Origin of the sequence: Arcobacter ellisii (assembly GCF_003544915.1) — a bacterium.
Taxonomy (GTDB): domain Bacteria; phylum Campylobacterota; class Campylobacteria; order Campylobacterales; family Arcobacteraceae; genus Aliarcobacter; species Aliarcobacter ellisii.
Genome location: NZ_CP032097.1, coordinates 1787104 through 1810130 on the forward strand (window position 1 = coordinate 1787104; position 23027 = coordinate 1810130).

Sequence of the window (23027 nt, forward strand, 5' to 3'; positions counted from 1 at the left end):
TATGTTAAAAAAAATATATGATACTTTAATCCTAAAGTATCCATTAATTGTTCTTACACTTTTGATGTTATTTGTTTCAACTTTGGGATATTATGCCACAAAGCTTGAAATAGATGCATCCGCTGAAACTTTACTTTTAGAAGATGACAAAGATTTACAATTTTTTAGAGAAGTAAATAAAACTTATGATAATTCTGATTTTTTAGTAGTTACTTTTTCTCCAAAAAATGAAGAACTATTATCTCAGAAAAGTTTAGAAACTATAAAAAATATATCTAATGATTTTTTAAAAGTACAAAATGTTGAAAGTATCACTTCTATTTTAAATGTACCTTTACTTCAATCTCCAATAAGACCAATTTCTGATTTAGTTGAAGGAGTTGATTCCCTTGAAACAAAAGAGTTTGATACAAATCTAGTTAAAAATGAATTATTACACTCACCTTTATATTCAAACTCACTTGTAAGTAGTGATTTTAAAACAACTGCAATCATTTTAAATCTAAAAACTGATACAAAATATTTTGAACTTTTAGAAAAAAGAAATGCATTATTAAAAAAAGAAAAAGATAAAACTATCTCTAAAGAAGAAAAAGATGAGTTAAAAAAAGCCATTTTAGAGTTTAAAGAGTATAGAGATATTTTAAGAATTCAAGAAGCCCAAGAGATTGAAAATATAAGAGATATTATCAAAAGCTATCAAGGTGAAGCTAAAATATTTCTTGGTGGTGTAAATATGATAGCTAGCGATATTGTTGGCTATGTAAAAAATGATTTAATTATCTATGGTTCAGGTTTACTTGCTATTTTAATTTTTATACTTTGGTATATTTTTAGACATCTTAGATGGATTGTTTTACCTCTATTTGTATGTTTAATTTCAGTAGTTTCAACAGCTGGACTTTTAGGTTTATTTGGTTGGGAAGTTACTGTTATATCTTCAAATTTTATAGCATTACAGTTAATTATTACTATTTCAATAGTTTTACATTTGATTGTAAGATATAGAGAATTAAATGTAAAATATAAAAATGCAAGCCAATATAAACTGATAATCAACACTGTATTATCAAAATTTAATCCTTCATTTTTTGCAATTATAACAACTGTTATAGGTTTTGGTTCACTTGTTTTATCAAATATCGAACCAGTTATAAATCTTGGTCTTATGATGAGTACAGGTATTGCTATATCTTTATTTTTAGCCTTTATAACTTTCCCTGCAATACTTATTTTAATGAATAAAAAAGATGAACATGAACAAAAAAACACAAGATTTTCTTTTATAAAAAAATCTTCTGATGTAGTTGAACATCATGGTAAAGCAATAATTATTACAACAATTTTAGTTATTGTTTTTTCAACAACTGGAGCATTAAAACTTCTTGTTGAAAATAGTTTTATTAGCTATTTTAAACAATCAACAGATATTTATAAAGGTATGAAAGTTATTGATGAAAATTTAGGTGGTACAACTCCTCTTGATATTATCATCAAATTTAAAGATGAACCAAAACCACAAATAAATAAAAATTCAACTGATGAATTTGATGATTTTGAAAATGAATTTGCAAAAACAGCAGATGATAAACAATATTGGTTTAGTCAAGATAAAATGGACACAATTACAGCTGTTCATAACTATTTGGAAACTATTCCAGAAGTTGGAAAAGTTCAATCTTTAGCTACACTTTTAAAAATTGGTCAATCTCTTAACAATGGAAAACCTCTTGATGGTATAACATTGGCTTTACTATACAATCAATTACCAGAAAAATATAAAACGTTAATACTTTCTCCATTTATTAATATCGATAAAAATGAAGCTAGAATTACTATGAGAATTATGGATTCAAATCCAGATTTAAGAAGAAATGATTTAATCAATAAAATAAACAGTGATATAAGAGATATTATTAAAAATAAAGAGACAACTTTTAGACTTTCAAATCTAATGGTTTTATATAACAATATGCTTCAATCTTTATTTGAATCTCAAATCTCTACATTAGGATTTACAATTATTGTTTTATTTATAATGTTCCTAATTTTATTTAGAACTTTAAAACTTGCAACAATTGCAATACTTGCAAACATAATTCCAATATCAGCTATATTTGGTATTATGGGATGGTTAAATATTCCTTTGGATATTATGACTATTACAATTGCAGCAATTGCAATTGGAATTGGGGTTGATGATACAATTCACTTTATTCATAGATTTAAAGAAGAGTTTAAAGTTGACCATAATTACATAAATGCAATGAGAAGGTCTCATCAAAGTATTGGTTATGCCATGTATTACACATCTTTAGTAATAATTATTGGTTTTTCAATCTTAGTATTATCAAATCTAATCCCAACTATCTATTTTGGATTATTAACAGTTGTTACAATGTTTACTGTACTACTAGCTGATTTGTTATTACTTCCAAAACTATTGCTGATATTTAAACCTTTTGACAAAATTAAGGAGAAAAAATAATGAATGTTGCTATTTACTGTGGTTCTTCATTTGGAAATGATAAAATCTATGAAGAACAAACAAAAGTTTTAGCCCAAAAACTTGCACTAAAAAAATTAAATATTGTTTATGGTGGTTCTTTACAAGGACTTATGGGAATAGTTTCAAATGAATCTTTAAAGTGTAACAACAGTGTAACTGGTGTTATAACTTTTGATTTAATCAATAAAGAGCTTGAAAATAAAAATCTTACAAAAATTTATAGAGTAAATAATATGGATGAAAGAAAAGCTAAAATGGAAGAGTTATCTGATGCATTTATAGCAATTCCAGGTGGTTATGGAACATTTGATGAGATTTTTGATGTTATTACTGCTGCACAAATTGGTTATCATAAAAAACCTTGTGCGTTTTTTAATATAAATGGATATTACGATAAATTACTTGATTTTTTAAGAAACTGCGTAAATGAAGGTTTTATAAAAAAAGAGTATGTTGATATGTTAATTGTTTCAGATGATATTGATGAGATAATTGAAAAAATTTTAAACTATAATGCACCAAAAGATAAATGGCAAAATTAAGAGTTTTTTTATCTTATTCACACTTTGTTAACCTTTGATTTAAAAAAGGTTAATACATAGCTATTATAATTACTTTATAAGTTGATAGACAAACCTTAATTTGCGATGTTAAGATTTTTTTGACTTTACTCCTCCTACTATATACAAGTTAAAGGAAGCTTTTTATAAGCTTCCTTTTTTTTTAGCAAAATTTTTAAATAGGAATAATCTTAATAAATGAAAAAATATATACTTTTTGATAATGATGGAGTTTTAGTTCACACAGAACCTTTGTATTTTAAAGCAAATATACAAGCTTTAAAAAAGTTTTTTGATGTTGAATTAGAGTTTGAAGAATATATGAAAATTATGAGTGAAGGAACAACAGTTTGGCAAAAAGCTTTAGACAAAGGTTTTTCCTTTGCTGAAGTTGAAATTGCAAGAAACAAAAGAAATGAGTATTATCAAAACTTTCTAAAAACAGAAAATATTTTAATTGATGGCGTAAAAGATGTTCTAAAAGAGTTATCAAAAGATTACAAAATGGGAATAGTTACAACTTCAAGAAGAGTTGATTTTGAAATTATTCATAAAAATTTAGGAATAGTTGATTTTATGGATTTTGTTCTTTGTGAAGAGGATTACAATTTTGCAAAACCACATCCTGAACCATATTTAAAAGGTCTAGAACTCTTTAAAGCAAAGAAACAAGAGGCAATTGTAGTTGAAGACTCAACAAGAGGTTTAACAGCAGCTCATAAAGCTGGAATTGAGTGTGTGATTGTAAAAAATGAATTTACCCTCACACAAGATTTTTCAAAAGCAAGTTATTTTATAGAGACTCTAAAAGAATTGAAAACTATTTTAAATTAGTTTTCAATTGCCATTTTTATATACTGTTCTAAATCCTCTTTAGAAGTTTTTCCAACAAATTTATTTATAAATCTTCCATCTTTTGAAAATAAAAACATCTCTGGAACTTTTTTAATATCACCTAACTCTTTTGCAAGTCTAAAGTTTTCTTCACCCATTGTAATTGGATAATTAATTCCATGTTGTTTTATAAAAGCTTCTATCTCTTCTTTTGTTTTATCTTTTTCAAATAAAACTGAAACTATTTCAAATTGGTCTTTATATTTCTCTTTTAACTCAACTAAAGTTGGTATCTCTTCTATACAAGGTGGACACCAAGTTGCAAAAACATCAATTAAAACTGCTTTTTTACCTTTAAATTCATCAAAATCTAAACCTTGAGTTGTACTTGTAAAACTAATAAACTTTTCATCAGTTGTAATTAATGTAAAAGATTGAGGAACAAAATTTGTATTAACTTCCTCTTTTTTTGTTTTTGCAATTACACTTCCATCTATTGTTGATTTTGAATCACAACCACCAAATAATACACCTAAAACTAATAAACTAAAAACTAAACTCTTTCTCATTATTTTCCTAACTTTGACAATTCTTGTAGTAACTCTTTTGCTTCATTTTCATCAAAAAAGATATTCATTGATAATTCATAATTTACTCTTTTAAGAAATTTTATTCTTTCTTGCATTTGTAACTCTTTATTATCTTCATACTCTTTTAAAATATCTTGAAGCTCAAGTTTATAAGACTCGATTAACTCATCTTTTTTTACTACTTTTGGTTTTAAAACACTACTATTTTTTCTCTTAAAAGATATAAAGAGAAATGTAAATATAGCACTTAATAATAAAGCATTTATGTATTCCATAATTTATCTACTTCTTGCTATTGCTTTTGCTTCTTTAGCAATTTTTTCTGCATTTTTTGCAACATTCAAAATTTCTGATACACTTTTTTCAAAATCTATCTCTTTTTGTAATTTTTCCATTCTTTCTAAAATAGTTCTATAATCATCATGTCCAATTATTTGTAAAACTCTTGGTGCATTTAAAATATATTTTACATATTCTAAATCTTTCCAATGATAAGTAATTTGACTATTTAAGTACTCTTTATAATCATTTTCTATCTCAGTTTTATTTTTTATAAATGATAAACTTAAATCTAAATCTTCACTTTGTTCAAAAAATTTATAATATAAATTTTGTAAATAACTTTTATTTTTTAGATTTGAAATATAATCATAAACTTTTTGTTTATTCTCATTTTCTAAAATATGTTTTAAAATAACTTCAGAAATAATTGCCTCTTCATTTTTAAATAAATCCTCTAATTTTTTATTAGATTTAACAAAAATTTCTCCTGAAAAATTTTTTGTTAATTTTTTAACAAATTTATATACATCTAAATTAAATGCTAAACTAAATTTATTTATCTCTTCTTGTAAAGGATTTAAAATAGAAAAAGGATTTGGTAAATTCTTTGAATAAGAAACAATACTATTTACAAATTCAACATCATTTTCACAAAATCTTGTATTTTTATAATAACTTTCTATCTCTTTCAAAAGATTTTTTTCCAATAATGAAATAGATTTTTCTTCAAAAAAATTGTTTAATTCCCCTATTTCATACCTTTTTGTATTTTTTGATATTAAATCAAAATTATTTGAGATTTTTTTATAAGCATCAATTTTTTCTTTGATATTAAAATCTTTGATTAAATACAAACCTTTTTCACATATTTCATTTTTTGAAAGATTCAATTTATTTGCAATTTCAATGCCTCTTTTTGATATCTCTTTTGATATTTTTGTCAACTTTTTATCAAATTCCAAAAAATCAGAACTATCTTTTATAGTTGAAATATCCTTTGATAATTGAGATTTTTTAAAAGCATTTATTAAAAGAATAATTATGCTTAATAATAAAACTATTGAAATTAAAATAAATATATTTATGTTATTTGGATTTTGCGAATAAACACCTCCAAAATCATAATTTGACTCTTTTAAAAGAGACAAACTATTTTTTATTTCTTCAAAAAATGACATTAAATATCCTTATTTATAAATCTCAGCTTCAACTAAATCAAATAAATCTTTTTGAGATAAAACTGCTAATCTTTTTCCATTTACAAAAATAGTTGGTGTTCCTCTTACTTCTAATTCTCTTGCATCAGAAGAATCAATTTCCATGATTTTATCAATTTTAGGATTTTTTGAATCCTCTTTTAATTTATTCATATCAAGGTCAGGAATTGTTGATAAAAATTCCCATAATAATTCTGGTTTTTCATTATTATGTTGTGCCCATAAAGGTTGTTTTTCAAAAATAACACTTAAAACTTCTTCATATTTGTTTTGTTCTCTTGAAGCTTCTAAAATTCTTATTGCAAATTTTGAATTCAAATGATTTGGAATATATTTAACAACTAATTGAATATCTTCATGATACTCTTTATATAATTTTCTAAGAATTGGATGAAACATTGCACAAGATTCACACTCTGGGTCTACAAATTCTACAACTGAAATATTCTTTTTATTTTCACCAAATTTAATAGAGTGTTCTCTAAGTAATAAATCACTTTTACTTAAAACCTTTTTTTCATCTTCTTTTACTTCATTACTTTTGTAAAAACTTGCTAATCCTATAAATAAAACAATCAAAGCAACTAATGAACCTAATACTAACTTTTTATTCTGCATCTACACTTTTCCTTTTAAATAAAATTAATAAAATAAGAATGGTAGTATAAGAAAAAAAAGATAACAAAGGAATTGTAATAAACCCAAACCAGTTTAAATAATCAACTGAACAAGGAATTCCACTAACACAAGGAGATAGATTTTCAGGGATTACTTTATAAATCAATAAATTTTGATAAATAGAAATTAACAATCCAATAATTACTAAAGGAAAACTATATTTAAAAATTTTATCATCAGGATATAAAAGATTAACTAAAAATAATAAAACCAATGGATACATAAAAATTCTTTGATACCAACATAAAGAACAAGGAATAAAATGCATAATCTCTGAAAAAAAGAGACTTCCCAATGTTGCAACTAAAGATACTAAAAATGCTAAAAAAATAAAGGTCAAACTTGAGAAGTTTGACCTTTTGATATCTGATGAAATTTCATTCATCTATTAGGCTCCTCCACCAATTTCAGAATTTAATTCTCCATGTATTGGATTGTGAGGTATAGATTCACATAAAGCAATAGATTCATTTAAAGCTTTTAAAAATTCTTGTATATTTTCATAAGGAATTTCAACCTCAGAAACTTTAGTTTTACCGTGAGAATAAACAGCAATACTAACAACAGGGCTACTATATTCACCATAAGGTTTTTCAACATGCTCTATTTTTACAACATCATCAGTTGTATGAGCTAACTTAAACGTTTTTACTTCTATATGTTTTGCTGGCATAATAGACTCCTTAAATTTATATAACTAATTGTAACAAAAAAAAATAGATATACAAACTCTTTTTTTATTGTTTTATAGATGTAGCCGTTAAAAATAGATAGTTTTTTCCAGTTATTGTAACTCTATATTTTTTTTGTTGTAAATATTTTTTACAAAAATATACATCTTTATATAAAATTGATTGTTCACTATAAGAGTAGTTTGGGGCTTTTGCACCATAAATCATCTCTCCATCTATCCATCTACAATTTGGAAAACCTAAAATTATCGAACCTTTTTCTTCTAAATAATTTTGAACTAAATCCATAAATAAAAGTTTAAAATTTAAACTTGAACTTTGCAAAGTTCCAATAGAGATAATTAAATCGGATTTTTTTAAATTTAACTCAGCTAATTTATTTATATCATGGGTATAAAAATTAAAATTTTTACTTGGAAATCTTTTTTTCGCAAACTCTATAGCACTTGAGGAATAATCAATTCCTGTAAATGAGATATTTTTAAAAATTTCTTCATCTAAAAGTTCTTTTATAACTTCAAATTCATCGGCTTTATTTATTCCTAAATTCAAAATATTTTTTTTCTCTTCTATTTTTACATTTATTAAAGCTTTCATATAAGAGTATAAAAAAGCTGGTTCTTCATTTTTATTTATCCTAAAAAAAGTTGATTCTTCTCCATATTTTTCATTTTTCTCATCATTTGTATCATTATGAAAAGAGTCAAATCTATTTAGTTTTTGGAACTTCAAAACTACAATATTTTTATTTAAAGACTCTATTAACATCTTACAAAAAAACAATTCTGCTAAATCACACCAAGATTTATAAGACCTATAAATAAATTTTTCATTTTCTATCTGATAAATTTCTCCTGCATAAATATCTATTTTTATATCTGGATTTAATACTTCAAATAAAATCTCATCTTTTTCTTTTAACTCTTTTTCTAAATAAGAAATTATCTCAAACATTGTTTCTTGGGTAAATTTTTTCATTTTCTCTCACATATTTTTTTTGGGATTATATAATATTTCATATAATTATCACATTGTTACTTTTTTGCTTATCTTTTTAAATTAATTATAAAAATTTATTTTTTTTTAATTTATACACTTTTTATACATTTGTTTTTATTACTATTAGATTATAACTTAGGAGAGAAGGAAAAAAAATGAATATACAAACAGCAGATTTATGCGATGATAACAGAGATAAAAACATACAAGTATTATCTTCAAAATTTAAAAATTATGGTGGATTAAAAAAATTTAGTGGAGAAATAGTTACTGTAAAACTAGATAAAAGTAATTGGAGATTACTTGAAATGTTAAGAGATGAAGATGGAGAAGGGAAAATTGTAGTTGTTGACAATTCTCAAGAATTTTTTGGAGTTGTTGGAGACAAATTAATGACTTTTGCAAAAAACAATAACTGGAAAGCAATTATTTTAAATGGTTATGTAAGAGATACTGATGAAACTAAAAAAATTGATGTTGGATTATTTGCAATTGGAACTTGTCCTTTAAGAAATTTCGAGAAAACAGACTCTTATAGAGATATAGAACTAAATTTTGAAGGAGTTACTTTTAATAGCGGTGATTATATTTATGCTGATAATGATGGAATAATTGTTACAAAAAACAGACTGATTTAATAAAAATAAACAAAATTAAACCATCTATCTCAATTTAATTTCATTTTATTAACATATATAAACTAAAAAATGTTAATATTCGCCATTATTTATTATTAAAGGAAACTAAGTTGAGATATATTATCTTAGGTCTTATTATGGCAGGATTATTCCAAGTATTCTTCTGGATTACGCAAGATAATCGTGTATCTTTATCTGACGACTCATTTGACAAAATTGAGTCACTTTCATATTCTCCATATGAGGGATATGACAAAAAAATGTTGTCATATCAACAAATCGAAAACGATGTTAATATGTTAGTACACTTTACTAACAAAGTTAGAACATATGCTGCATCAGAAGCAGAAGCTATTTTAGAAGTAACTTCTAAAACTGATATGCCTATTGATTTAGGACTTTGGTTAAGTGGTGACTTAAAAGAGAACTTCAAAGAAGTTGAAAGAGCTATTAAGTTATTAGAAAAATATCCTGACAATATTGCAAATGTAATAGTGGGAAATGAAACACTTTTAAGAGCTGATATAAATGAAGTTGAGCTTATGGCTTATATTGATTTTATGAGAGAATACACAGATAAACCAATCACAACAGCTGAAACTTGGGATGTTTGGGAAAGAGTTCCAGAAATTGCTAATCATGTTGATTTTTTAACAATTCACATCTTACCTTATTGGGAAAAAATTCCAATTGAACTATTTAACTCATTTGTAATTGAAAAGTACAATGTTGTAAAAAGTATCCATCCAAATAAAAAAATAGCGATTGGGGAGACTGGTTGGCCAAGTCATGGATATAATAATAGAGGTGCAGTTCCTAGTTTAAAAAATCAAGCTATGGCTATTAGAGGTTTCATAAATTTAGCAAAAGAAAATGGTTGGACTTATAATATAATCGAAGCTTTTGACCAACAATGGAAAGGTTATGATGAAGGTAATGTTGGACAATATTGGGGAATTTTTACATCTGGTAGAGAATTAAAATTCTCTCTAAATGGTGATATTGAATTAAATCAATATTGGTTATACCAAATGATTGCTGCAATTATAATTGGTGCTTTAATAACTCTTTATGGATTAAGAAATCAAAGATTAAACTTAAATCATGCTATTGCTTATGCAATTGCTGCACAAGGTATGGCATTTGGTATTGTTATGGCTGTAATTTATCCATTTACAAACTACATGAACTTTGGTATGTGGATAATGTGGGGAATGGGAACATTTTTAATGATTCCATTAGTAATTATTACATTAGCAAAAGCAAATGAACTATTTAAGTGTTCAATTGGAACTCCTCCAACTAGATTAGTTCCACTTGATTTAAGATCTGAAAATGCTCCATTTGTATCTATTCATGTTCCTGCATATAAAGAGCAACCTCATGTTTTAGAAGAGACTTTAAGAGCATTAAGTAGACTTAAATATCCAAATTATGAAGTTTTAGTTATTATTAATAATACTCCTGAAGAGTTCTATTGGAAACCAATTGAAAAACTATGTGAAGAGTTAGGTGAAAAATTTGTATTTATGAATATCACATGTTCAGGATTTAAAGCAGGTGCTTTAAATGCTGCACTTGAACAAACAGATAAAAGAGCTGAAATTATTGCTGTAATTGATGCAGATTATGTAGTTGAATCTCCATGGTTAGTTGATTTAGTTCCTTTATTTGATGACCCAAAAGTTGCTATTGTTCAAGCTCCACAAGACCATAGAGATGGTGATGAATCAATTATTAAAGCTGCTATGAATGCTGAATATGCTGGATTCTTTGATATTGGTATGATTGATAGAAATGAAGAGAATGCTATTGTTGTTCACGGAACTATGGTTATGGTAAGACTAAGTGCTATGATGGAAGTTGGTGGTTGGGGAACTGATACTATCGTTGAAGATAGTGAATTAGGTTTAAGACTATTTGAAGCAGGATATATCGCACACTATACAAATAGAAGATATGGTTATGGATTACTTCCTGATACTGTTGAAGCATTTAAAACGCAAAGACATAGATGGGCTTATGGAGCAATTCAAATTCTTAAAAAACACTGGAAAGAGTTTAAACCATCATCAACAAAATTAACTCCAAATCAAAAGAAAAAGTTTGTTGCAGGTTGGTTTTTCTGGTTAAGTGATGCTATGGGTCCAGTTATGGCTATTATGAATATTATTTGGGTTCCAGTTATTATTTTTGTTGGTGTAACAATTCCAACAATTCCATTAACTATTCCAATTATTACAGCGTTTTTAGTAAATATTTTACATACATTTATTTTATATAGAATGAAAGTAAAAACAAGTATTAAAAATACTATATTAAGTTCAATAGCTTCAATGAGTTTACAATTAATCATTTTCAAAGCAGTTTATGATGGATTTGTAAAAGATGGTTTACCATTTAAAAGAACTCAAAAAGGTGGGAAAACAGCTAAAAAAAGTGCTAATCCAATAAAACATGAAACAATTCTTGGAGTTTTATTATTAGCTTCTTTCTTTGCTTTAATTTTTACTAATAAAACTGGTATTACAGAAATCTATGTATTTGCTGCAACTATTTTTATCCAAAGTATTCCTTATATCTCAGCTATTATTATGAGATTCTTAGAAGTTTACTCTATCAAAAACAATCAGAAGTCATAAAACTTCTGATTGTTAATCTTAATTAATTGGTACTACTGGATTTAAACTAGAAGTATTATTTAAAAAGTGTCTATGTTTTTCAAACTGGTCAATTATATCCGTTGCTATCACATCTTCATCATATCCATAAATATCATAAGCTTTATTTCCATCTTGTAAAAAAACTTCGGCTCTTGCATATTTTTTTTGTGCTTTTGTAGGATTTACTGATTCAGGATAAGCATAACTTGGTGTATCATAATTTTTTGCTCTAACTTCATAAATAAAATCAAAATCATCAGAATGTTCAACTCTTATAATAGAGATTGCATTTAACTTATCATTTGAAACTTCAACATTCCATGAATATTTAGAAAGTTCATCTTTTACTAAATTCATTGCACTTATAACATCTTCATTTATAAATCTTTTTGTCTCTTCAACTTTTGGAAACTCTATTATTCTACTTAATCTTGCTTGCCATGTTCCACTTATTTTTCCATGACGACCTGCATTCATATGATGCTGTAAACTCTCATTTCTAATACTTTCTAAACTTAAAGCCTTATACATTCCCCAACAAGCAATTAACATAACAAAAACAAAAGGTAAAGCCATGATTATTGATGCTGATTGTAAGGCTTGAAGTCCTCCTGCAAGTAAAAGAGCAATTGCAACTACCCCTTGACTTACAGCCCAAAATATTCTTTGCCAAACTGGATTATTTACTCTTCCCCCTGAAGCTATTGTATCTACAACTAAAGAACCTGAATCAGATGATGTAACAAAAAACGTAACAACTAAAACAATTGCAATAATTGATACAAAACTTGAAAAAGGGAAATGTTGTAAAAATTTAAAAAGTGCTGTTGAAACATCAGCTGAAACAGCAGTTGATAAAAGAGTAAAACCTTCATTCATAATAGAATATAAAGCACTATTTCCAAATACAGTCATCCAAATAAAAGTAAATCCAACTGGTACAAATAAAACTCCAATAACAAACTCTCTAATTGTTCTTCCCCTTGAAACTCTTGCTATAAACATTCCAACAAAGGGAGCCCAAGCTATCCACCAAGCCCAATAAAATAGAGTCCAAGAACTCATCCAAGAAGAAGTTGTATCATAAGAGTATTGATTAAAAGTCATAAATACAATATTTGATAGATATGAACCAATATTTTGTATTAAAGTATTTAGTAAAAAAAATGTAGGTCCAGCTAAAAATATAAATAAAAGTAAAAAACCTGCTAAATAAAGATTTAATTCAGATAATCTTTTAATACCTCCATCTAAACCTAAAACAACTGAAATAGTTGCAATTGCCGTAATTAATGCAATTAAAATAATTTGAGTTGTAATTCCAACAGGTATTTCAAAAAGATAGTTTAATCCTGAGTTTATTTGTAATACCCCAAATCCTAAAGATGTAGCAACTCCAAAAACCGTTCCTAAAACTGCTATTGTGTCAACACTATGCCCTATTTTTCCATAAATTTTATCTCCAATTAAAGGATATAACGCTGACCTAATAGATAAAGGTAATCCATGTCTAAAAGAAAAATATGCTAAAACTAAGCCCACTATTGCATAAATAGCCCATGCGTGTAATCCCCAGTGAAAAAACAAAATATTCATTGCCATTTTTGCAGAATCAATACTTTGAGCTGTTCCAACAGGAGGAGAAACATAGTGCATAACTGGTTCTGCTACACTCCAAAACATAAGCCCTATTCCCATTCCTGCTGAAAAAAGCATAGCAAACCATGAAAGATTACTATAAGTAGGTTTTGACTGGTCTGGTCCTAATCTAAATTTTCCAAAGGGAGAAACAGCTAAAAAAAGTGCAAATAAAGTAAAAATACCTACACCTAACATATAAAGCCAACCAAATTTATCTGCAACAAAATTTCTAACATTTGTAAAAACTTCATTTGCAATTTGAGGTGACAAAATAGCAAAACTCACCAATGCTATTATAAAAATAACAGAGGGGATAAATACTGGTTTTAAAATTGTTGTTTTAAAATTATTTTTCATTTTTTTCCTTTTCATTTTCTAAATCTTGTCGTGGGTCTAACTCCACAACCACACTTCCTGAAGCTACGGGAATATTTACAAATATACTCATATCATCATCTGCCACTCGTTTTTTTGACAAAGAGTAAAAACCTAAAAATAGTCCTAAAATAGCAAATATTAAAAAGATAAATTCCAAATAATAAAAAAGTCCAATACCTAAAATAATAGGAGCAATAAAAGAACCTAAGCCATAAGCAAAAAGTAATGTCCTACTTATTTCAACTATATCTTTATTCTCATCAATTACATCATTTGCCCTTGCAAGAGATAAAGGATAAATACTAAAAATAGAGAAACCAAGAAAAATTCCTAAAAAATAGATATAGTTATCCAATAAAGAAGAAAATAAAAAAAATAAAGATACAAAAAAGATATAAAAACCACTATAAGCTATAATTTTTCTTCTTCCATATTTATCAGACAAAAGTCCAATTGGCCATTGTGAAATCAATCCTCCAATTATTGAACAAGCCATAAAAACAGATACTGTTTCAATTGATGAATATTTTTGCATCAAATAAATAGGCACCATTGTAAAAAAACCACCAACAAAAAATCCACCAATAAAACTTCCTGTAAGAGCTAGTGGAACTACGCTATAAAGTTTTGGAAAACTATATTTTTCAAAAGGTTTTAAAATTGGTTCTTTTATTTTTGTCATAGAGATAAAAAGGACTGAAAAAAGGATTAAAACTGAACCTAATATAAAAATTATATAAGTTGTATCACCTTTTATATTTAAAAAAACTTGTCCAAGTGCAGTAGCTAAATAAAAAATAATTGTATAAATCGCAAGTATTTTTCCTCTGTGCGTTTGGCTACTTTTTTCATTTAACCAACTTTCGATGATTATTAAAAGTGCATAAAAAGCAAAACCAGAGACAAAACGTAAAAATGCCCATAAGTATTCATTAAAAAAGAGTGCATGAAGTAAAAAAGATATAACCATCAAAGAAGCAAAAGTTGCAAAACTTCTTATATGCCCGACGGAGGATATTATTTTTTGACTAAATATTGAGGAGCCAATGGCGCCTAGAAAAAATGAAGCATTTATTAAACCAATAACTGCATCATTTAAACCTAAATCTTTTAGATAAACTCCCACATAAGTCAAAATCATTCCATAACCTATTGCTAAAAAACCTATAGCAAAAAACAAAGATGAAACTGGATTTAATGTGAATTTATCTATATACGAGTTTGTGTTTATATTTTCATTCATCTTTTCAAAGTAACATATCTGTTCTTAAATTTTTCTTTTATCTATTTGAATTGTTTCTAAAAAGTAACACAATTGTTATATAATTATTATAAATTATTTTAATGGAATAAACATGCAAACAAAAAAACTAATCTCTTATTTAAGTTGTGAAAAATTTGAGAAAAACATATTTACAAGCCTAGAAGAACGATATAAATGTAATATCATAAAAGATGCTGTAATTATAAATTTAGAAGAAGATGAGCAAATAATTCTATTCAAATATGGAGTATTTATTTGTTGGAATGTAAAATTTGAAAATATTAAATTTTTTATGGATTTTATAAAAAATTTTGAGATAAATAGTTTTGATATTCCATTTATTGAAGAGTTAAATTACACTTTAGAAAATGAATTCAAAATCAATTTTGATACAATTTATCTAAATAATTTATCGAATATCTCTAAAATTGCTATTTCTCAAGCCTTAGCCCAAAATGTAAAACTTGACCAATTTGAAAAAGAACTTCTAACTTCAATTGAAAATAACTCTAGCATTCCTTTACAATTGGCTCATACAGGAAAAATCAATCTTACAAAAAAAGAGATTTCTAAAAAAATTGGTGAACTATTTTTAGTAAAAAGTAAAATGAATTTACACTATGATTTACTTGATACTCCTGAATTTTTTTGGGAATATCCAGAGTATGAAAATCAATATGAAAAGTTAATAAAATATCTTGATATAAAATCAAGAGTAGAAGTTTTAAATAAAAAACTAGAAGTTATTCAAGAACTTTTACACGTTTTAGGAGATGAACAAAAACACAGATATTCATCTTTTTTAGAGTGGATTATTATAATTTTAATTACTTTTGAAATAGTTATAAATATAAAAGACCATTTTTAAAAAGATTTTAAATCAGGAAAGTTTGCTCTTAAACTTTCCATAAAATTCTCATCTGGGTCGTGTTTTATTGTTCTGTAATTTTTATCTTTTTCTAAAAAAAGAGGATGATTTTCAAATTTTGTATATTCATAATGACCAATTAAATACTCTATTGTTTTATATTTTTCTTTTAAATATCTTACAAGTTTTATATTCGATTCAAGTTGAGCTTTTGTTAAAGGTTTTTTATTTCCCCCAATATTTTCAATTCCAATACTTGAAAGATTTAAACCTATTACATGTCTTGCCATATAAGTTTCAGGCATAGTTGAATAAATTGTTCCATCAAAATCTACTAAAAATTGGGCTGAAACATTTAGATTTCCTGCTTTTTTTATATATTTTCTATCACTTGTTAAAATTTCAGGTTTAAATCTTTCATAAGACTCTTTTAAATCATCCATTGCTGTATGATGAATTACAATTATTTTTGGAATTATATTTATATCCAAAACCTCTATACCGTAAGAGTTTTTTATATACTGTCGTGTAAGTTCAACTCTTGTTTCACCAAAATCAAGTGGTAATTGCTTGATTTCTATTGCATTTAAAGTTAGAACAAAACTAATTATTATTAATATATTTTTCATTGAAGGATTGTATCAAAAATTTCATTTGTAAATTAAATGAATAAGATAATATAATTAAGCTATTAACATAAAAAGGAAATACATGGAAACTATAAAAGAGAAACTAAAAGATATAGTTGAAAATCTTATGATTCCTGAAGTTGAAGCTTATCTTGAAGATTTATACAAACTTCTTGAAACAAATTCTCAAACTGAAGATGATAAAGAAGCAATGGAAGAGATGGAGTCATTTTTAGTTGAGCTTCAAAATATTTTAGCTGTTATAGAAGAAGACAAAACTCCTGATAGTGAATATCAAAGAATATATGACTACATTATACAAAATTTAGAAGAGCATGAACACGGACATAATTTAGAACAAGAAGATTAAAAATCTACTTGTTTTCACCTCGAACACTCAAAGCCTCTTCTACCAATAATCTTCCAACTTCAATATGAGCATGAACAAATTTTTTAATATTTAAATCTTTTAATTGAGCTTTTTCATCTATTGATTCTATTTTCAATAAAATATTTGCTTCTTTATGAAAATTTAAAACTGCTTCACAAATCAATCTTTTTATATGAGTATCACTTACCGTTATAATCACACTTGAAGCTTCATCAACTTTTAATGACTCTAAAACAGGAAGTTTATCTAAGTGTCCAAAATAAGCCATATATCCCAATTTTCTTCCAAGTAATACATGTCTTAAATCATCTGAGATAATTACAAAAGGAATATTTCTTTCACTTAAATCTCGTGCTATTACTCTTCCTAAAATTGAAAAACCACAAATTACAACGTGATTTTTTGCTTTAATTGGTGTAATTTTATCTGACTCATAAAACTCAACAACTACATATGAAGCCAATTTATAGATGTTATTTACAATAAATGGAGTTAAAATCATTGATAATACTGAAACTAAAATCAAAAAGTTTGCAGTTTCATTAGAGATAATATTGTTACTTGAAGCAAGAGCAAATATTGCAAATGAAAATTCTCCTACTTGACAAAGTGCAAGTGCTGATTTTACAGCTGTACTTTTATCTGATTTTCTTCTGATTATTACATAAACAACTAACGCTTTTATCACCATTACGGCAATAAAAATAAGTAAAATAATATGTACATTATATAAAAAATATAAAGCATCTATTTTTGTTCCAACTGAAAAGAAAAAAGCCCCTAAAAGTAAATCTTTATAACTTGCGATATCTGATTCAACTTTTACACTAAAATTTGTATCAGAAATAATCATTCCAGCTATAAAAGCTCCCAAAGAGTAAGTAAACCCCAACTCATGAGCTAAAAGTGAAGTTCCAATAACGATTGATAAAACAGCTCCTAAAAATAACTCTTCTATTCTACTATTTGAAGCAAATTTTAAAAGCCAAGAGATAAGATTTTTTCCAATAGTAAACATAAAAACAATTATTATAAAAGCTGAAATAAACGTTTTTGTTAAAACTTCACTAATAGATAAAGTATCATTTGTCAAAAATGTAATAAGCAAAAGTATTGGAATTACTGCTAAATCTTGAAATATCAAAATTGCTGTTGATTTTTCTCCATAAGGAGTATGAATATCTTTTGATTGTTTTAAATAAGTTAAAACAATCGCCGTTGAAGATAAAGAGAAAGCCAAAGAGACAATAAGTGAAACTTCCACACTTAAATGAAAAATATAAAATGCCACCAAATAAATCAAAATAGCACTGATACTTACTTGTAAAAAACCATTTAATAAAAGTATCTCTTTCATCTTTTTGATTTTATCAACACTCATCTCAAGACCAATTGTAAACATCAAAAATACAATTCCAAACTCAGCAATTAACTCCAAAGAGTCATTATTAACTCCATTAAAATTAAAACCGTAACTTATTAGTGTTCCTGTTAAAATATAACCAATAATGTGAGAAATCCCAAACTTTTTTAAAATAATATTTAAAATTGTTGCTATTGATATTGTTAAAAACAACGTAAATAATATATTTTCCATTTTCCTCTTTCTTCTTTTTCTAAAAAAATTATATCCCAATTAAATTGTTTATTTTATATTGAAGTGATTAAAATATAAACAATTAGTAAATTGATTTTTTTTGATATAATTGCGCCAAAGGATTTAATATGAAAAAAACGTTCCAAATAAATGTAACAAATAAAAATAGAGATAGACAAGTTGATTCAATCAAAAATGAAGTAAGAAAATATATCAAAAGAGAAAAAAGCAAAAGACCTCCTGAAGGTTTTAATTTTTGGGCTTTTGATTGTAAATTTGGTAAAACAGCCGATGAAGCTACTGAAATTAAATTTGTTGATGTAACAAAATCTATTGATTTTGCAGCAAGTGAAGGTTATGACAGCTTTTACTTAGAACTAATTGCAAGAGCTGACATTAAAAAAGTAAAAGAGATTGAAGAGTTAGAGGATGATGAAGAAATTTCTGAATAATTTTCTTTTTCCTAATAAATAAAATAGCAATTTTTGGATTGTTAAATACTCTTAATTGAGTTATTATTTCAAAATAAAAGTTAAATAAAGAGGTGACAAACATGAGTTATATAACAAACGCGAATTTAGAACAAGCAGATAATGAAGTATTTTCAATAATAGAAAATGAATTAAAAAGACAAACTAATCATCTTGAAATGATTGCATCTGAGAACTTTACTTCTCCTGCTGTTATGCAAGCTATGGGTTCTGTTTTTACTAACAAATATGCAGAAGGTTATCCTTACAAAAGATATTATGGTGGTTGTGAGTTTGCTGATGCTGTTGAGCAATTAGCAATTGACAGAGCTTGTAAAATCTTTGGTTGTTCTTATGCTAATGTTCAACCTCATTCAGGGAGCCAAGCTAATGGTGCTGTTTATGCTGCATTATTAAGTGCTGGTGATAAAATCTTAGGTATGGATTTATCTCATGGTGGACATTTAACTCATGGTTCAAAACCAAGTTTTTCTGGTAAAAACTATTCTGCATTTTATTATGGTGTAGAACTTGATGGAAGAATCAATTATGATAAAGTTATGGAAATAGCTAAAATTTGTCAACCAAAAATTATTGTTTGTGGTGCAAGTGCTTATGCTAGAGAAATTGACTTTAAAAAATTCAGAGAAATAGCTGATGCAGTTGGTGCTATTTTATTTGCTGATATTGCACATATTGCTGGTCTTGTTGCTGCTGGTGAACATCCAAGTCCATTCCCTTATGCTGATGTTGTAACAACTACTACTCATAAGACTTTAAGAGGTCCAAGAGGTGGTATGATTATGACAAATGATGAAGAGATTGCTAAAAAAATTAATAGTGCAATTTTCCCAGGATTACAAGGTGGACCACTTGTTCATGTAATTGCTGCAAAAGCAGTAGCATTTAAAGAAATTTTAGATCCATCATGGAAAGATTATGCAAAACAAGTAAAAGCGAATGCAAAAGTATTAGCCCAAGTTCTTACAAAAAGAGGATATGATATTGTTTCAGGTGGAACAGATAATCACTTAGTATTAGTAAGTTTTTTAAATAAACCATTTTCAGGAAAAGATGCAGATGCAGCTTTAGGAAATGCAGGGATTACAGTAAATAAAAACACAGTTCCAGGTGAAACAAGAAGTCCATTTATAACTTCAGGAATTAGAATAGGAAGCCCAGCATTAACAGCTAGAGGTATGAAAGAAAAAGAGTTTGAAATAATAGCAAACAAAATTTGTGATGTATTAGATAACATTGAAGATACAAATTTACATGCTAAAATCAACAAAGAGTTAGAAGAACTTGCTTCAAACTTTGTGATTTACAATCAATCTACTTTTTAGGGTTTTTTAAATTTGGAGTATTAATGCCTACTTTAGATACTACTTATAAACAAATTGAAAAAGCTATAAAATATATAGATGAAAACTTCAAAGAACACCCAAGTGTGGATGAAGTTGCCAAAAATATAGGTATGAGCAAATATCATTTTATAAGAGTATTCAAAGAGTATGTAGGTGTTACTCCAAAACAATTTTTACATTGTGTAACCCTAAATTATGCAAAAGAACACATCAAAGAGTCCAAATCCATACTAGACAGTAGTTTGGATATTGGACTATCTAGCACAAGCAGACTTCACGAACTTTTTGTAAATTTGATTGGAGTAACTCCAAAAGAGTGGAAAGAAAAAGGAAAAGATGTACAAATCACTTATGGTTTTGGACAAACACCTTTTGGTGAAGCACTAATTGGATTTACCGATAAAGGTATTTGTTATTTAGGTTTTATTGATGACAATAAAAAAGATATTTTCCAAAGATTTAATGAACTTTGGGAAAATGCAAATCTAGTTTTTGATGAAAAACTTGCATGTGAATATTTAGAAAATATCTTTGTAAAAAACCAAAAATACCCTCTTTTAGTAAAAGGAACAAATCTTCAAATAAATGTTTGGAAAGCTTTATTAAATCTTCCAAATGGAATTGTTGCAACTTATCAAGATATTGCAAACTACTTAGATAAACCAAAAGCTGTACGAGCAGTTGCAAGTGCTATTGGAAGAAATCATATTGGATATTTAATTCCTTGCCACAGAGTCATAGCAAAAAGTGGAGCTATGAGTGGATATAGATGGGGCATTGAAAGAAAAAAAATTTTAATAGCCTACGAATCAGTTAATAATAACGATAAGTAGACTATTTTTAGTTAAATAAGATTTTCTAAAACCTCTTCAAATCTATTAAAACCTTTTATCATCTCTTTTTTTGAAATAATTATTGGAGGTAAAAATCTAATAATATTTTTCCCTGATTTTAAAACTAAAAGACCATTTTTAAGTGAAGAGTTTATTATTTCATTTAACTTCTTTTCATCTTTTAAAACTAATCCTTGCATAAATCCAAAACCATTTTTTTGTAAAAATAAATTTGGATATTTATTTATAAAAAAAGCTAAATAATCATCAAAAAATTTGATATTTTGCTTTAATTTTCCACTATCTGAATATTTTTCTAAGATTTTTAAAACCTTATTACAAGTAGCTGTCGATAAAAAATTTCCTCCAAAAGTAGAACCATGATCACCAAAAGTAAAAACATCTTTCAAACTTGTCATCATAACACCAATTGGAATTCCACTTGCTAAACCTTTTGCTAAAGTTACAATATCAGGTTTTATTCCAAAATGTTGAGAAATTAAAAACTCTCCACTTCTATAAACTCCCGTTTGAACTTCATCAATTATCAAAAGTAGTTTTTTCTCTTTTAAAACTTTTTCTAGTTCTTTTACTAAAAGAACATCTTGCATAAAAATTCCACCCTCACCTTGAATCAACTCAAGCATAACAGCAACCGTAGAATCATCAATCAAAGAGATAGCCTCTTTTATATCATTTGCATAAACAAATCCCTCAGGGAAGGGAGCAAAATATTTATGTTTATCCTCTTGAGCTGTTGCTTTTAAAGTTGCTATTGTTCTTCCATGAAAAGAGTTTTTTATAGTAATAATTTTATATTTTGGTGTTTCAAAAGCTGTATTTCCATACTTTCTAGCAAGTTTAATTGCACTCTCATTTGCTTCAGCTCCACTATTACAAAAAAAGCATTTCATATCAAAACCACTTAAATTTACTATTCTTTTAGCACACTTTTCTTGTGGTTTTATATGATAAATATTTGAAGTATGTAAAACTCTTTTTGCTTGTTTATTTATGGTTTTTAACACTTTTTTATTTGCATAACCTAAACTATTTACTCCAACTCCTGAAGCAAAATCTATATAATCTTTTTCATTTTCATCAAATAAAACAGATTTTTTTCCTTTTACAAATCCAAGATCTAATCGCTTGTATAAAGGTAATAAATAACTATTTTCTTTCATAATTTATCCTATTCATGATAAGACAAAAATTGTTCGTCTTTCTCTTTTAATTTATATTTTTTAGCCAATGATTCTAAAAATGGTTTTCCCAAATCTTTGCAATTTAAAGCCTCTAAAACCAAACTTTCATCACTAATTGGAAAAGCAATTAATTGATTTAGTTTTTCTATTGTCAAATTTGGATTTGTCCTCTTTTCTAAAATAACCTCATCATTTTGTGAAATTTCGCCCTCTTTTAAAACCTTTGCATAAAAACCTGTAAATCCACTATCAAAAATAAATTTTGTCATCTCTTTTTGGTTTGTATTTACACTTAATTTCCAACAAGGTTGCCTTGGTTGTGTTATTTGAACTTTTGTTTCGCCTATTTTTAAAACATCACCAATACAAATATCTTTTTCACAAATATCAGATAAAATTAGATTTTCTCCAAAGTAAGCCATATTTGTCATATCAAAAATATTATTAAAATGAGAATTTATTTTTTGGAAAGTTAATTGAGAAAATAAAAACAAAGCTTTATTTTCTCCTCCATGATGAGCCAAATCAGCTTGAAAATCATCAATAAAACCTGTTTTTGTAAGATAAGCTTTTGATACTGGATATTTTTTGATACCTGAAACTAACTCTTTTCGTTTACTATTTTCAAGTTTTGTAGAAGTTACTATTCCAACTTTTACATATAAAACATTTGCTATTTTCATCTTAAATACTCCATTAATTAAAGAATATAAAAGTATAAG

Annotated in this window: 23 protein-coding genes; 10 read left to right on the top strand and 13 right to left on the bottom strand. The window is 26.5% G+C overall.

Annotated elements, in window-relative coordinates; genetic code table 11:
* Window position 1 precedes the first annotated feature (1 nt).
* The 3 genes from AELL_RS09105 to AELL_RS09115 all read left to right on the top strand — a co-directional run bounded on the left by AELL_RS09105 (window position 2) and on the right by AELL_RS09115 (window position 3903).
* A complete protein-coding gene (locus AELL_RS09105) occupies window positions 2–2488 on the top strand; it encodes an efflux RND transporter permease subunit (protein ID WP_118917644.1) in 2487 nt (828 codons plus the stop codon).
* On the top strand, window positions 2488–3051 hold the full coding sequence (locus AELL_RS09110) for an LOG family protein (protein ID WP_118917645.1): 564 nt from the start codon (window positions 2488–2490) through the stop codon (window positions 3049–3051). The genes AELL_RS09105 and AELL_RS09110 overlap by 1 nt, the downstream gene beginning before the upstream one ends.
* A gap of 216 nt (window positions 3052–3267) precedes the next feature.
* Entirely contained in the window at window positions 3268–3903 is a 636-nt protein-coding gene (locus tag AELL_RS09115; RefSeq protein ID WP_118917646.1) for an HAD family hydrolase, read from the top strand.
* On the opposite strand, the gene AELL_RS09120 is transcribed toward AELL_RS09115, so the two are convergent.
* The 7 genes from AELL_RS09120 to AELL_RS09150 all read right to left on the bottom strand — a co-directional run bounded on the left by AELL_RS09120 (window position 3900) and on the right by AELL_RS09150 (window position 8340).
* On the bottom strand, window positions 3900–4472 hold the full coding sequence (locus AELL_RS09120; RefSeq protein ID WP_118917647.1) for a TlpA family protein disulfide reductase: 573 nt from the start codon (window positions 4470–4472) through the stop codon (window positions 3900–3902). The two genes, AELL_RS09115 and AELL_RS09120, sit on opposite strands and share 4 nt — an antisense overlap.
* Complete coding sequence (locus tag AELL_RS09125) at window positions 4472–4768, bottom strand: hypothetical protein (RefSeq protein ID WP_118917648.1); 297 nt, start codon at window positions 4766–4768, stop codon at window positions 4472–4474. Before AELL_RS09125 ends, AELL_RS09120 begins: the two co-directional genes overlap by 1 nt.
* Window positions 4769–4771: 3 nt before the next feature.
* Window positions 4772–5953: a hypothetical protein gene (locus tag AELL_RS09130; RefSeq protein ID WP_118917649.1), complete on the bottom strand. Its 1182-nt coding sequence runs from the start codon at window positions 5951–5953 to the stop codon at window positions 4772–4774.
* 9 nt (window positions 5954–5962) lie between these two features.
* Window positions 5963–6610, bottom strand: a complete 648-nt coding sequence (locus AELL_RS09135) for a DsbA family protein (protein ID WP_118917650.1) — start codon at window positions 6608–6610, stop codon at window positions 5963–5965.
* Window positions 6600–7055, bottom strand: a complete 456-nt coding sequence (locus tag AELL_RS09140; protein ID WP_226805975.1) for a disulfide oxidoreductase — start codon at window positions 7053–7055, stop codon at window positions 6600–6602. The genes AELL_RS09135 and AELL_RS09140 overlap by 11 nt, the downstream gene beginning before the upstream one ends.
* Window positions 7056–7058: 3 nt before the next feature.
* Window positions 7059–7343: a hypothetical protein gene (locus tag AELL_RS09145; RefSeq protein ID WP_118917652.1), complete on the bottom strand. Its 285-nt coding sequence runs from the start codon at window positions 7341–7343 to the stop codon at window positions 7059–7061.
* Window positions 7344–7407: 64 nt separating this feature from the next.
* Window positions 7408–8340 (bottom strand): methyltransferase domain-containing protein, encoded by a 933-nt coding sequence (locus AELL_RS09150; RefSeq protein WP_118917654.1) that lies wholly within the window; start codon window positions 8338–8340, stop codon window positions 7408–7410.
* Window positions 8341–8516: 176 nt separating this feature from the next.
* Here AELL_RS09150 and rraA point away from each other — a divergent pair, with 176 nt between their 5' ends.
* Together rraA and AELL_RS09160 are read left to right on the top strand one after the other, a co-directional pair.
* Window positions 8517–8999, top strand: coding sequence for a ribonuclease E activity regulator RraA (rraA, locus tag AELL_RS09155; protein WP_118917656.1), 483 nt, complete (start codon window positions 8517–8519; stop codon window positions 8997–8999).
* A 110-nt stretch (window positions 9000–9109) separates the two neighbouring features.
* A complete protein-coding gene (locus AELL_RS09160) occupies window positions 9110–11641 on the top strand; it encodes a glycosyltransferase family 2 protein (protein WP_118917658.1) in 2532 nt (843 codons plus the stop codon).
* Between the two features lie 18 nt (window positions 11642–11659).
* Here the strand turns inward: AELL_RS09160 and AELL_RS09165 are convergent, their stop codons facing one another.
* Both AELL_RS09165 and AELL_RS09170 read right to left on the bottom strand, forming a co-directional pair.
* Window positions 11660–13660, bottom strand: a complete 2001-nt coding sequence (locus AELL_RS09165; RefSeq protein WP_118917660.1) for a BCCT family transporter — start codon at window positions 13658–13660, stop codon at window positions 11660–11662.
* Window positions 13650–14924 carry an MFS transporter gene (locus AELL_RS09170; protein WP_118917662.1) on the bottom strand — a complete coding sequence of 425 codons (1275 nt, stop codon included), beginning with the start codon at window positions 14922–14924 and terminating at the stop codon, window positions 13650–13652. The genes AELL_RS09165 and AELL_RS09170 overlap by 11 nt, the downstream gene beginning before the upstream one ends.
* A gap of 112 nt (window positions 14925–15036) precedes the next feature.
* Here AELL_RS09170 and AELL_RS09175 point away from each other — a divergent pair, with 112 nt between their 5' ends.
* A complete protein-coding gene (locus AELL_RS09175) occupies window positions 15037–15813 on the top strand; it encodes an RMD1 family protein (RefSeq protein ID WP_118917664.1) in 777 nt (258 codons plus the stop codon).
* Here AELL_RS09175 and AELL_RS09180 read toward each other — a convergent pair.
* Window positions 15810–16442, bottom strand: coding sequence for a peptidoglycan recognition protein family protein (locus AELL_RS09180; protein ID WP_118917666.1), 633 nt, complete (start codon window positions 16440–16442; stop codon window positions 15810–15812). The two genes, AELL_RS09175 and AELL_RS09180, sit on opposite strands and share 4 nt — an antisense overlap.
* A gap of 82 nt (window positions 16443–16524) precedes the next feature.
* On the opposite strand from AELL_RS09180, the gene AELL_RS09185 reads away from it, so the two are divergent.
* Window positions 16525–16812, top strand: coding sequence for a hypothetical protein (locus tag AELL_RS09185; RefSeq protein ID WP_118917667.1), 288 nt, complete (start codon window positions 16525–16527; stop codon window positions 16810–16812).
* Between the two features lie 4 nt (window positions 16813–16816).
* Here the strand turns inward: AELL_RS09185 and AELL_RS09190 are convergent, their stop codons facing one another.
* Entirely contained in the window at window positions 16817–18430 is a 1614-nt protein-coding gene (locus tag AELL_RS09190; protein ID WP_118917669.1) for a cation:proton antiporter domain-containing protein, read from the bottom strand.
* Window positions 18431–18558: 128 nt separating this feature from the next.
* Between AELL_RS09190 and AELL_RS09195 the strand changes: the two genes are divergently transcribed.
* From AELL_RS09195 to AELL_RS09205, 3 genes are all read left to right on the top strand, one after another.
* Window positions 18559–18882 (top strand): DUF6172 family protein, encoded by a 324-nt coding sequence (locus AELL_RS09195; RefSeq protein WP_118917670.1) that lies wholly within the window; start codon window positions 18559–18561, stop codon window positions 18880–18882.
* Window positions 18883–18983: 101 nt separating this feature from the next.
* Window positions 18984–20246, top strand: coding sequence for a serine hydroxymethyltransferase (locus AELL_RS09200; protein ID WP_118916740.1), 1263 nt, complete (start codon window positions 18984–18986; stop codon window positions 20244–20246).
* A gap of 23 nt (window positions 20247–20269) precedes the next feature.
* On the top strand, window positions 20270–21100 hold the full coding sequence (locus AELL_RS09205) for a bifunctional helix-turn-helix domain-containing protein/methylated-DNA--[protein]-cysteine S-methyltransferase (RefSeq protein WP_118917672.1): 831 nt from the start codon (window positions 20270–20272) through the stop codon (window positions 21098–21100).
* A gap of 11 nt (window positions 21101–21111) precedes the next feature.
* On the opposite strand, the gene AELL_RS09210 is transcribed toward AELL_RS09205, so the two are convergent.
* On the bottom strand, window positions 21112–22284 hold the full coding sequence (locus AELL_RS09210) for an aminotransferase class III-fold pyridoxal phosphate-dependent enzyme (RefSeq protein ID WP_118917674.1): 1173 nt from the start codon (window positions 22282–22284) through the stop codon (window positions 21112–21114).
* Window positions 22285–22292: 8 nt separating this feature from the next.
* Window positions 22293–22988 carry an MOSC domain-containing protein gene (locus tag AELL_RS09215; protein WP_118917676.1) on the bottom strand — a complete coding sequence of 232 codons (696 nt, stop codon included), beginning with the start codon at window positions 22986–22988 and terminating at the stop codon, window positions 22293–22295.
* Between the last annotated feature and the right edge of the window lie 39 nt (window positions 22989–23027).

Excerpts from the sequence above, each read along its gene's own strand:
- AELL_RS09190 (WP_118917669.1), bottom strand. The coding sequence starts at position 18,430 with ATGGAAAATATATTATTTACGTTGTTTTTAACAATATCAATAGCAACA.
- AELL_RS09180 (WP_118917666.1), bottom strand. The coding sequence starts at position 16,442 with ATGAAAAATATATTAATAATAATTAGTTTTGTTCTAACTTTAAATGCA.
- AELL_RS09145 (WP_118917652.1), bottom strand. The coding sequence starts at position 7,343 with ATGCCAGCAAAACATATAGAAGTAAAAACGTTTAAGTTAGCTCATACA.
- AELL_RS09135 (WP_118917650.1), bottom strand. The coding sequence starts at position 6,610 with ATGCAGAATAAAAAGTTAGTATTAGGTTCATTAGTTGCTTTGATTGTT.
- AELL_RS09200 (WP_118916740.1), top strand. The coding sequence starts at position 18,984 with ATGAGTTATATAACAAACGCGAATTTAGAACAAGCAGATAATGAAGTA.
- AELL_RS09210 (WP_118917674.1), bottom strand. The coding sequence starts at position 22,284 with ATGAAAGAAAATAGTTATTTATTACCTTTATACAAGCGATTAGATCTT.
- AELL_RS09115 (WP_118917646.1), top strand. The coding sequence starts at position 3,268 with ATGAAAAAATATATACTTTTTGATAATGATGGAGTTTTAGTTCACACA.
- rraA (WP_118917656.1), top strand. The coding sequence starts at position 8,517 with ATGAATATACAAACAGCAGATTTATGCGATGATAACAGAGATAAAAAC.
- AELL_RS09105 (WP_118917644.1), top strand. The coding sequence starts at position 2 with ATGTTAAAAAAAATATATGATACTTTAATCCTAAAGTATCCATTAATT.
- AELL_RS09120 (WP_118917647.1), bottom strand. The coding sequence starts at position 4,472 with ATGAGAAAGAGTTTAGTTTTTAGTTTATTAGTTTTAGGTGTATTATTT.
- AELL_RS09165 (WP_118917660.1), bottom strand. The coding sequence starts at position 13,660 with ATGAAAAATAATTTTAAAACAACAATTTTAAAACCAGTATTTATCCCC.
- AELL_RS09130 (WP_118917649.1), bottom strand. The coding sequence starts at position 5,953 with ATGTCATTTTTTGAAGAAATAAAAAATAGTTTGTCTCTTTTAAAAGAG.
- AELL_RS09140 (WP_226805975.1), bottom strand. The coding sequence starts at position 7,055 with ATGAATGAAATTTCATCAGATATCAAAAGGTCAAACTTCTCAAGTTTG.
- AELL_RS09185 (WP_118917667.1), top strand. The coding sequence starts at position 16,525 with ATGGAAACTATAAAAGAGAAACTAAAAGATATAGTTGAAAATCTTATG.
- AELL_RS09205 (WP_118917672.1), top strand. The coding sequence starts at position 20,270 with ATGCCTACTTTAGATACTACTTATAAACAAATTGAAAAAGCTATAAAA.
- AELL_RS09175 (WP_118917664.1), top strand. The coding sequence starts at position 15,037 with ATGCAAACAAAAAAACTAATCTCTTATTTAAGTTGTGAAAAATTTGAG.
- AELL_RS09110 (WP_118917645.1), top strand. The coding sequence starts at position 2,488 with ATGAATGTTGCTATTTACTGTGGTTCTTCATTTGGAAATGATAAAATC.
- AELL_RS09195 (WP_118917670.1), top strand. The coding sequence starts at position 18,559 with ATGAAAAAAACGTTCCAAATAAATGTAACAAATAAAAATAGAGATAGA.
- AELL_RS09170 (WP_118917662.1), bottom strand. The coding sequence starts at position 14,924 with ATGAATGAAAATATAAACACAAACTCGTATATAGATAAATTCACATTA.
- AELL_RS09150 (WP_118917654.1), bottom strand. The coding sequence starts at position 8,340 with ATGAAAAAATTTACCCAAGAAACAATGTTTGAGATAATTTCTTATTTA.
- AELL_RS09215 (WP_118917676.1), bottom strand. The coding sequence starts at position 22,988 with ATGAAAATAGCAAATGTTTTATATGTAAAAGTTGGAATAGTAACTTCT.
- AELL_RS09125 (WP_118917648.1), bottom strand. The coding sequence starts at position 4,768 with ATGGAATACATAAATGCTTTATTATTAAGTGCTATATTTACATTTCTC.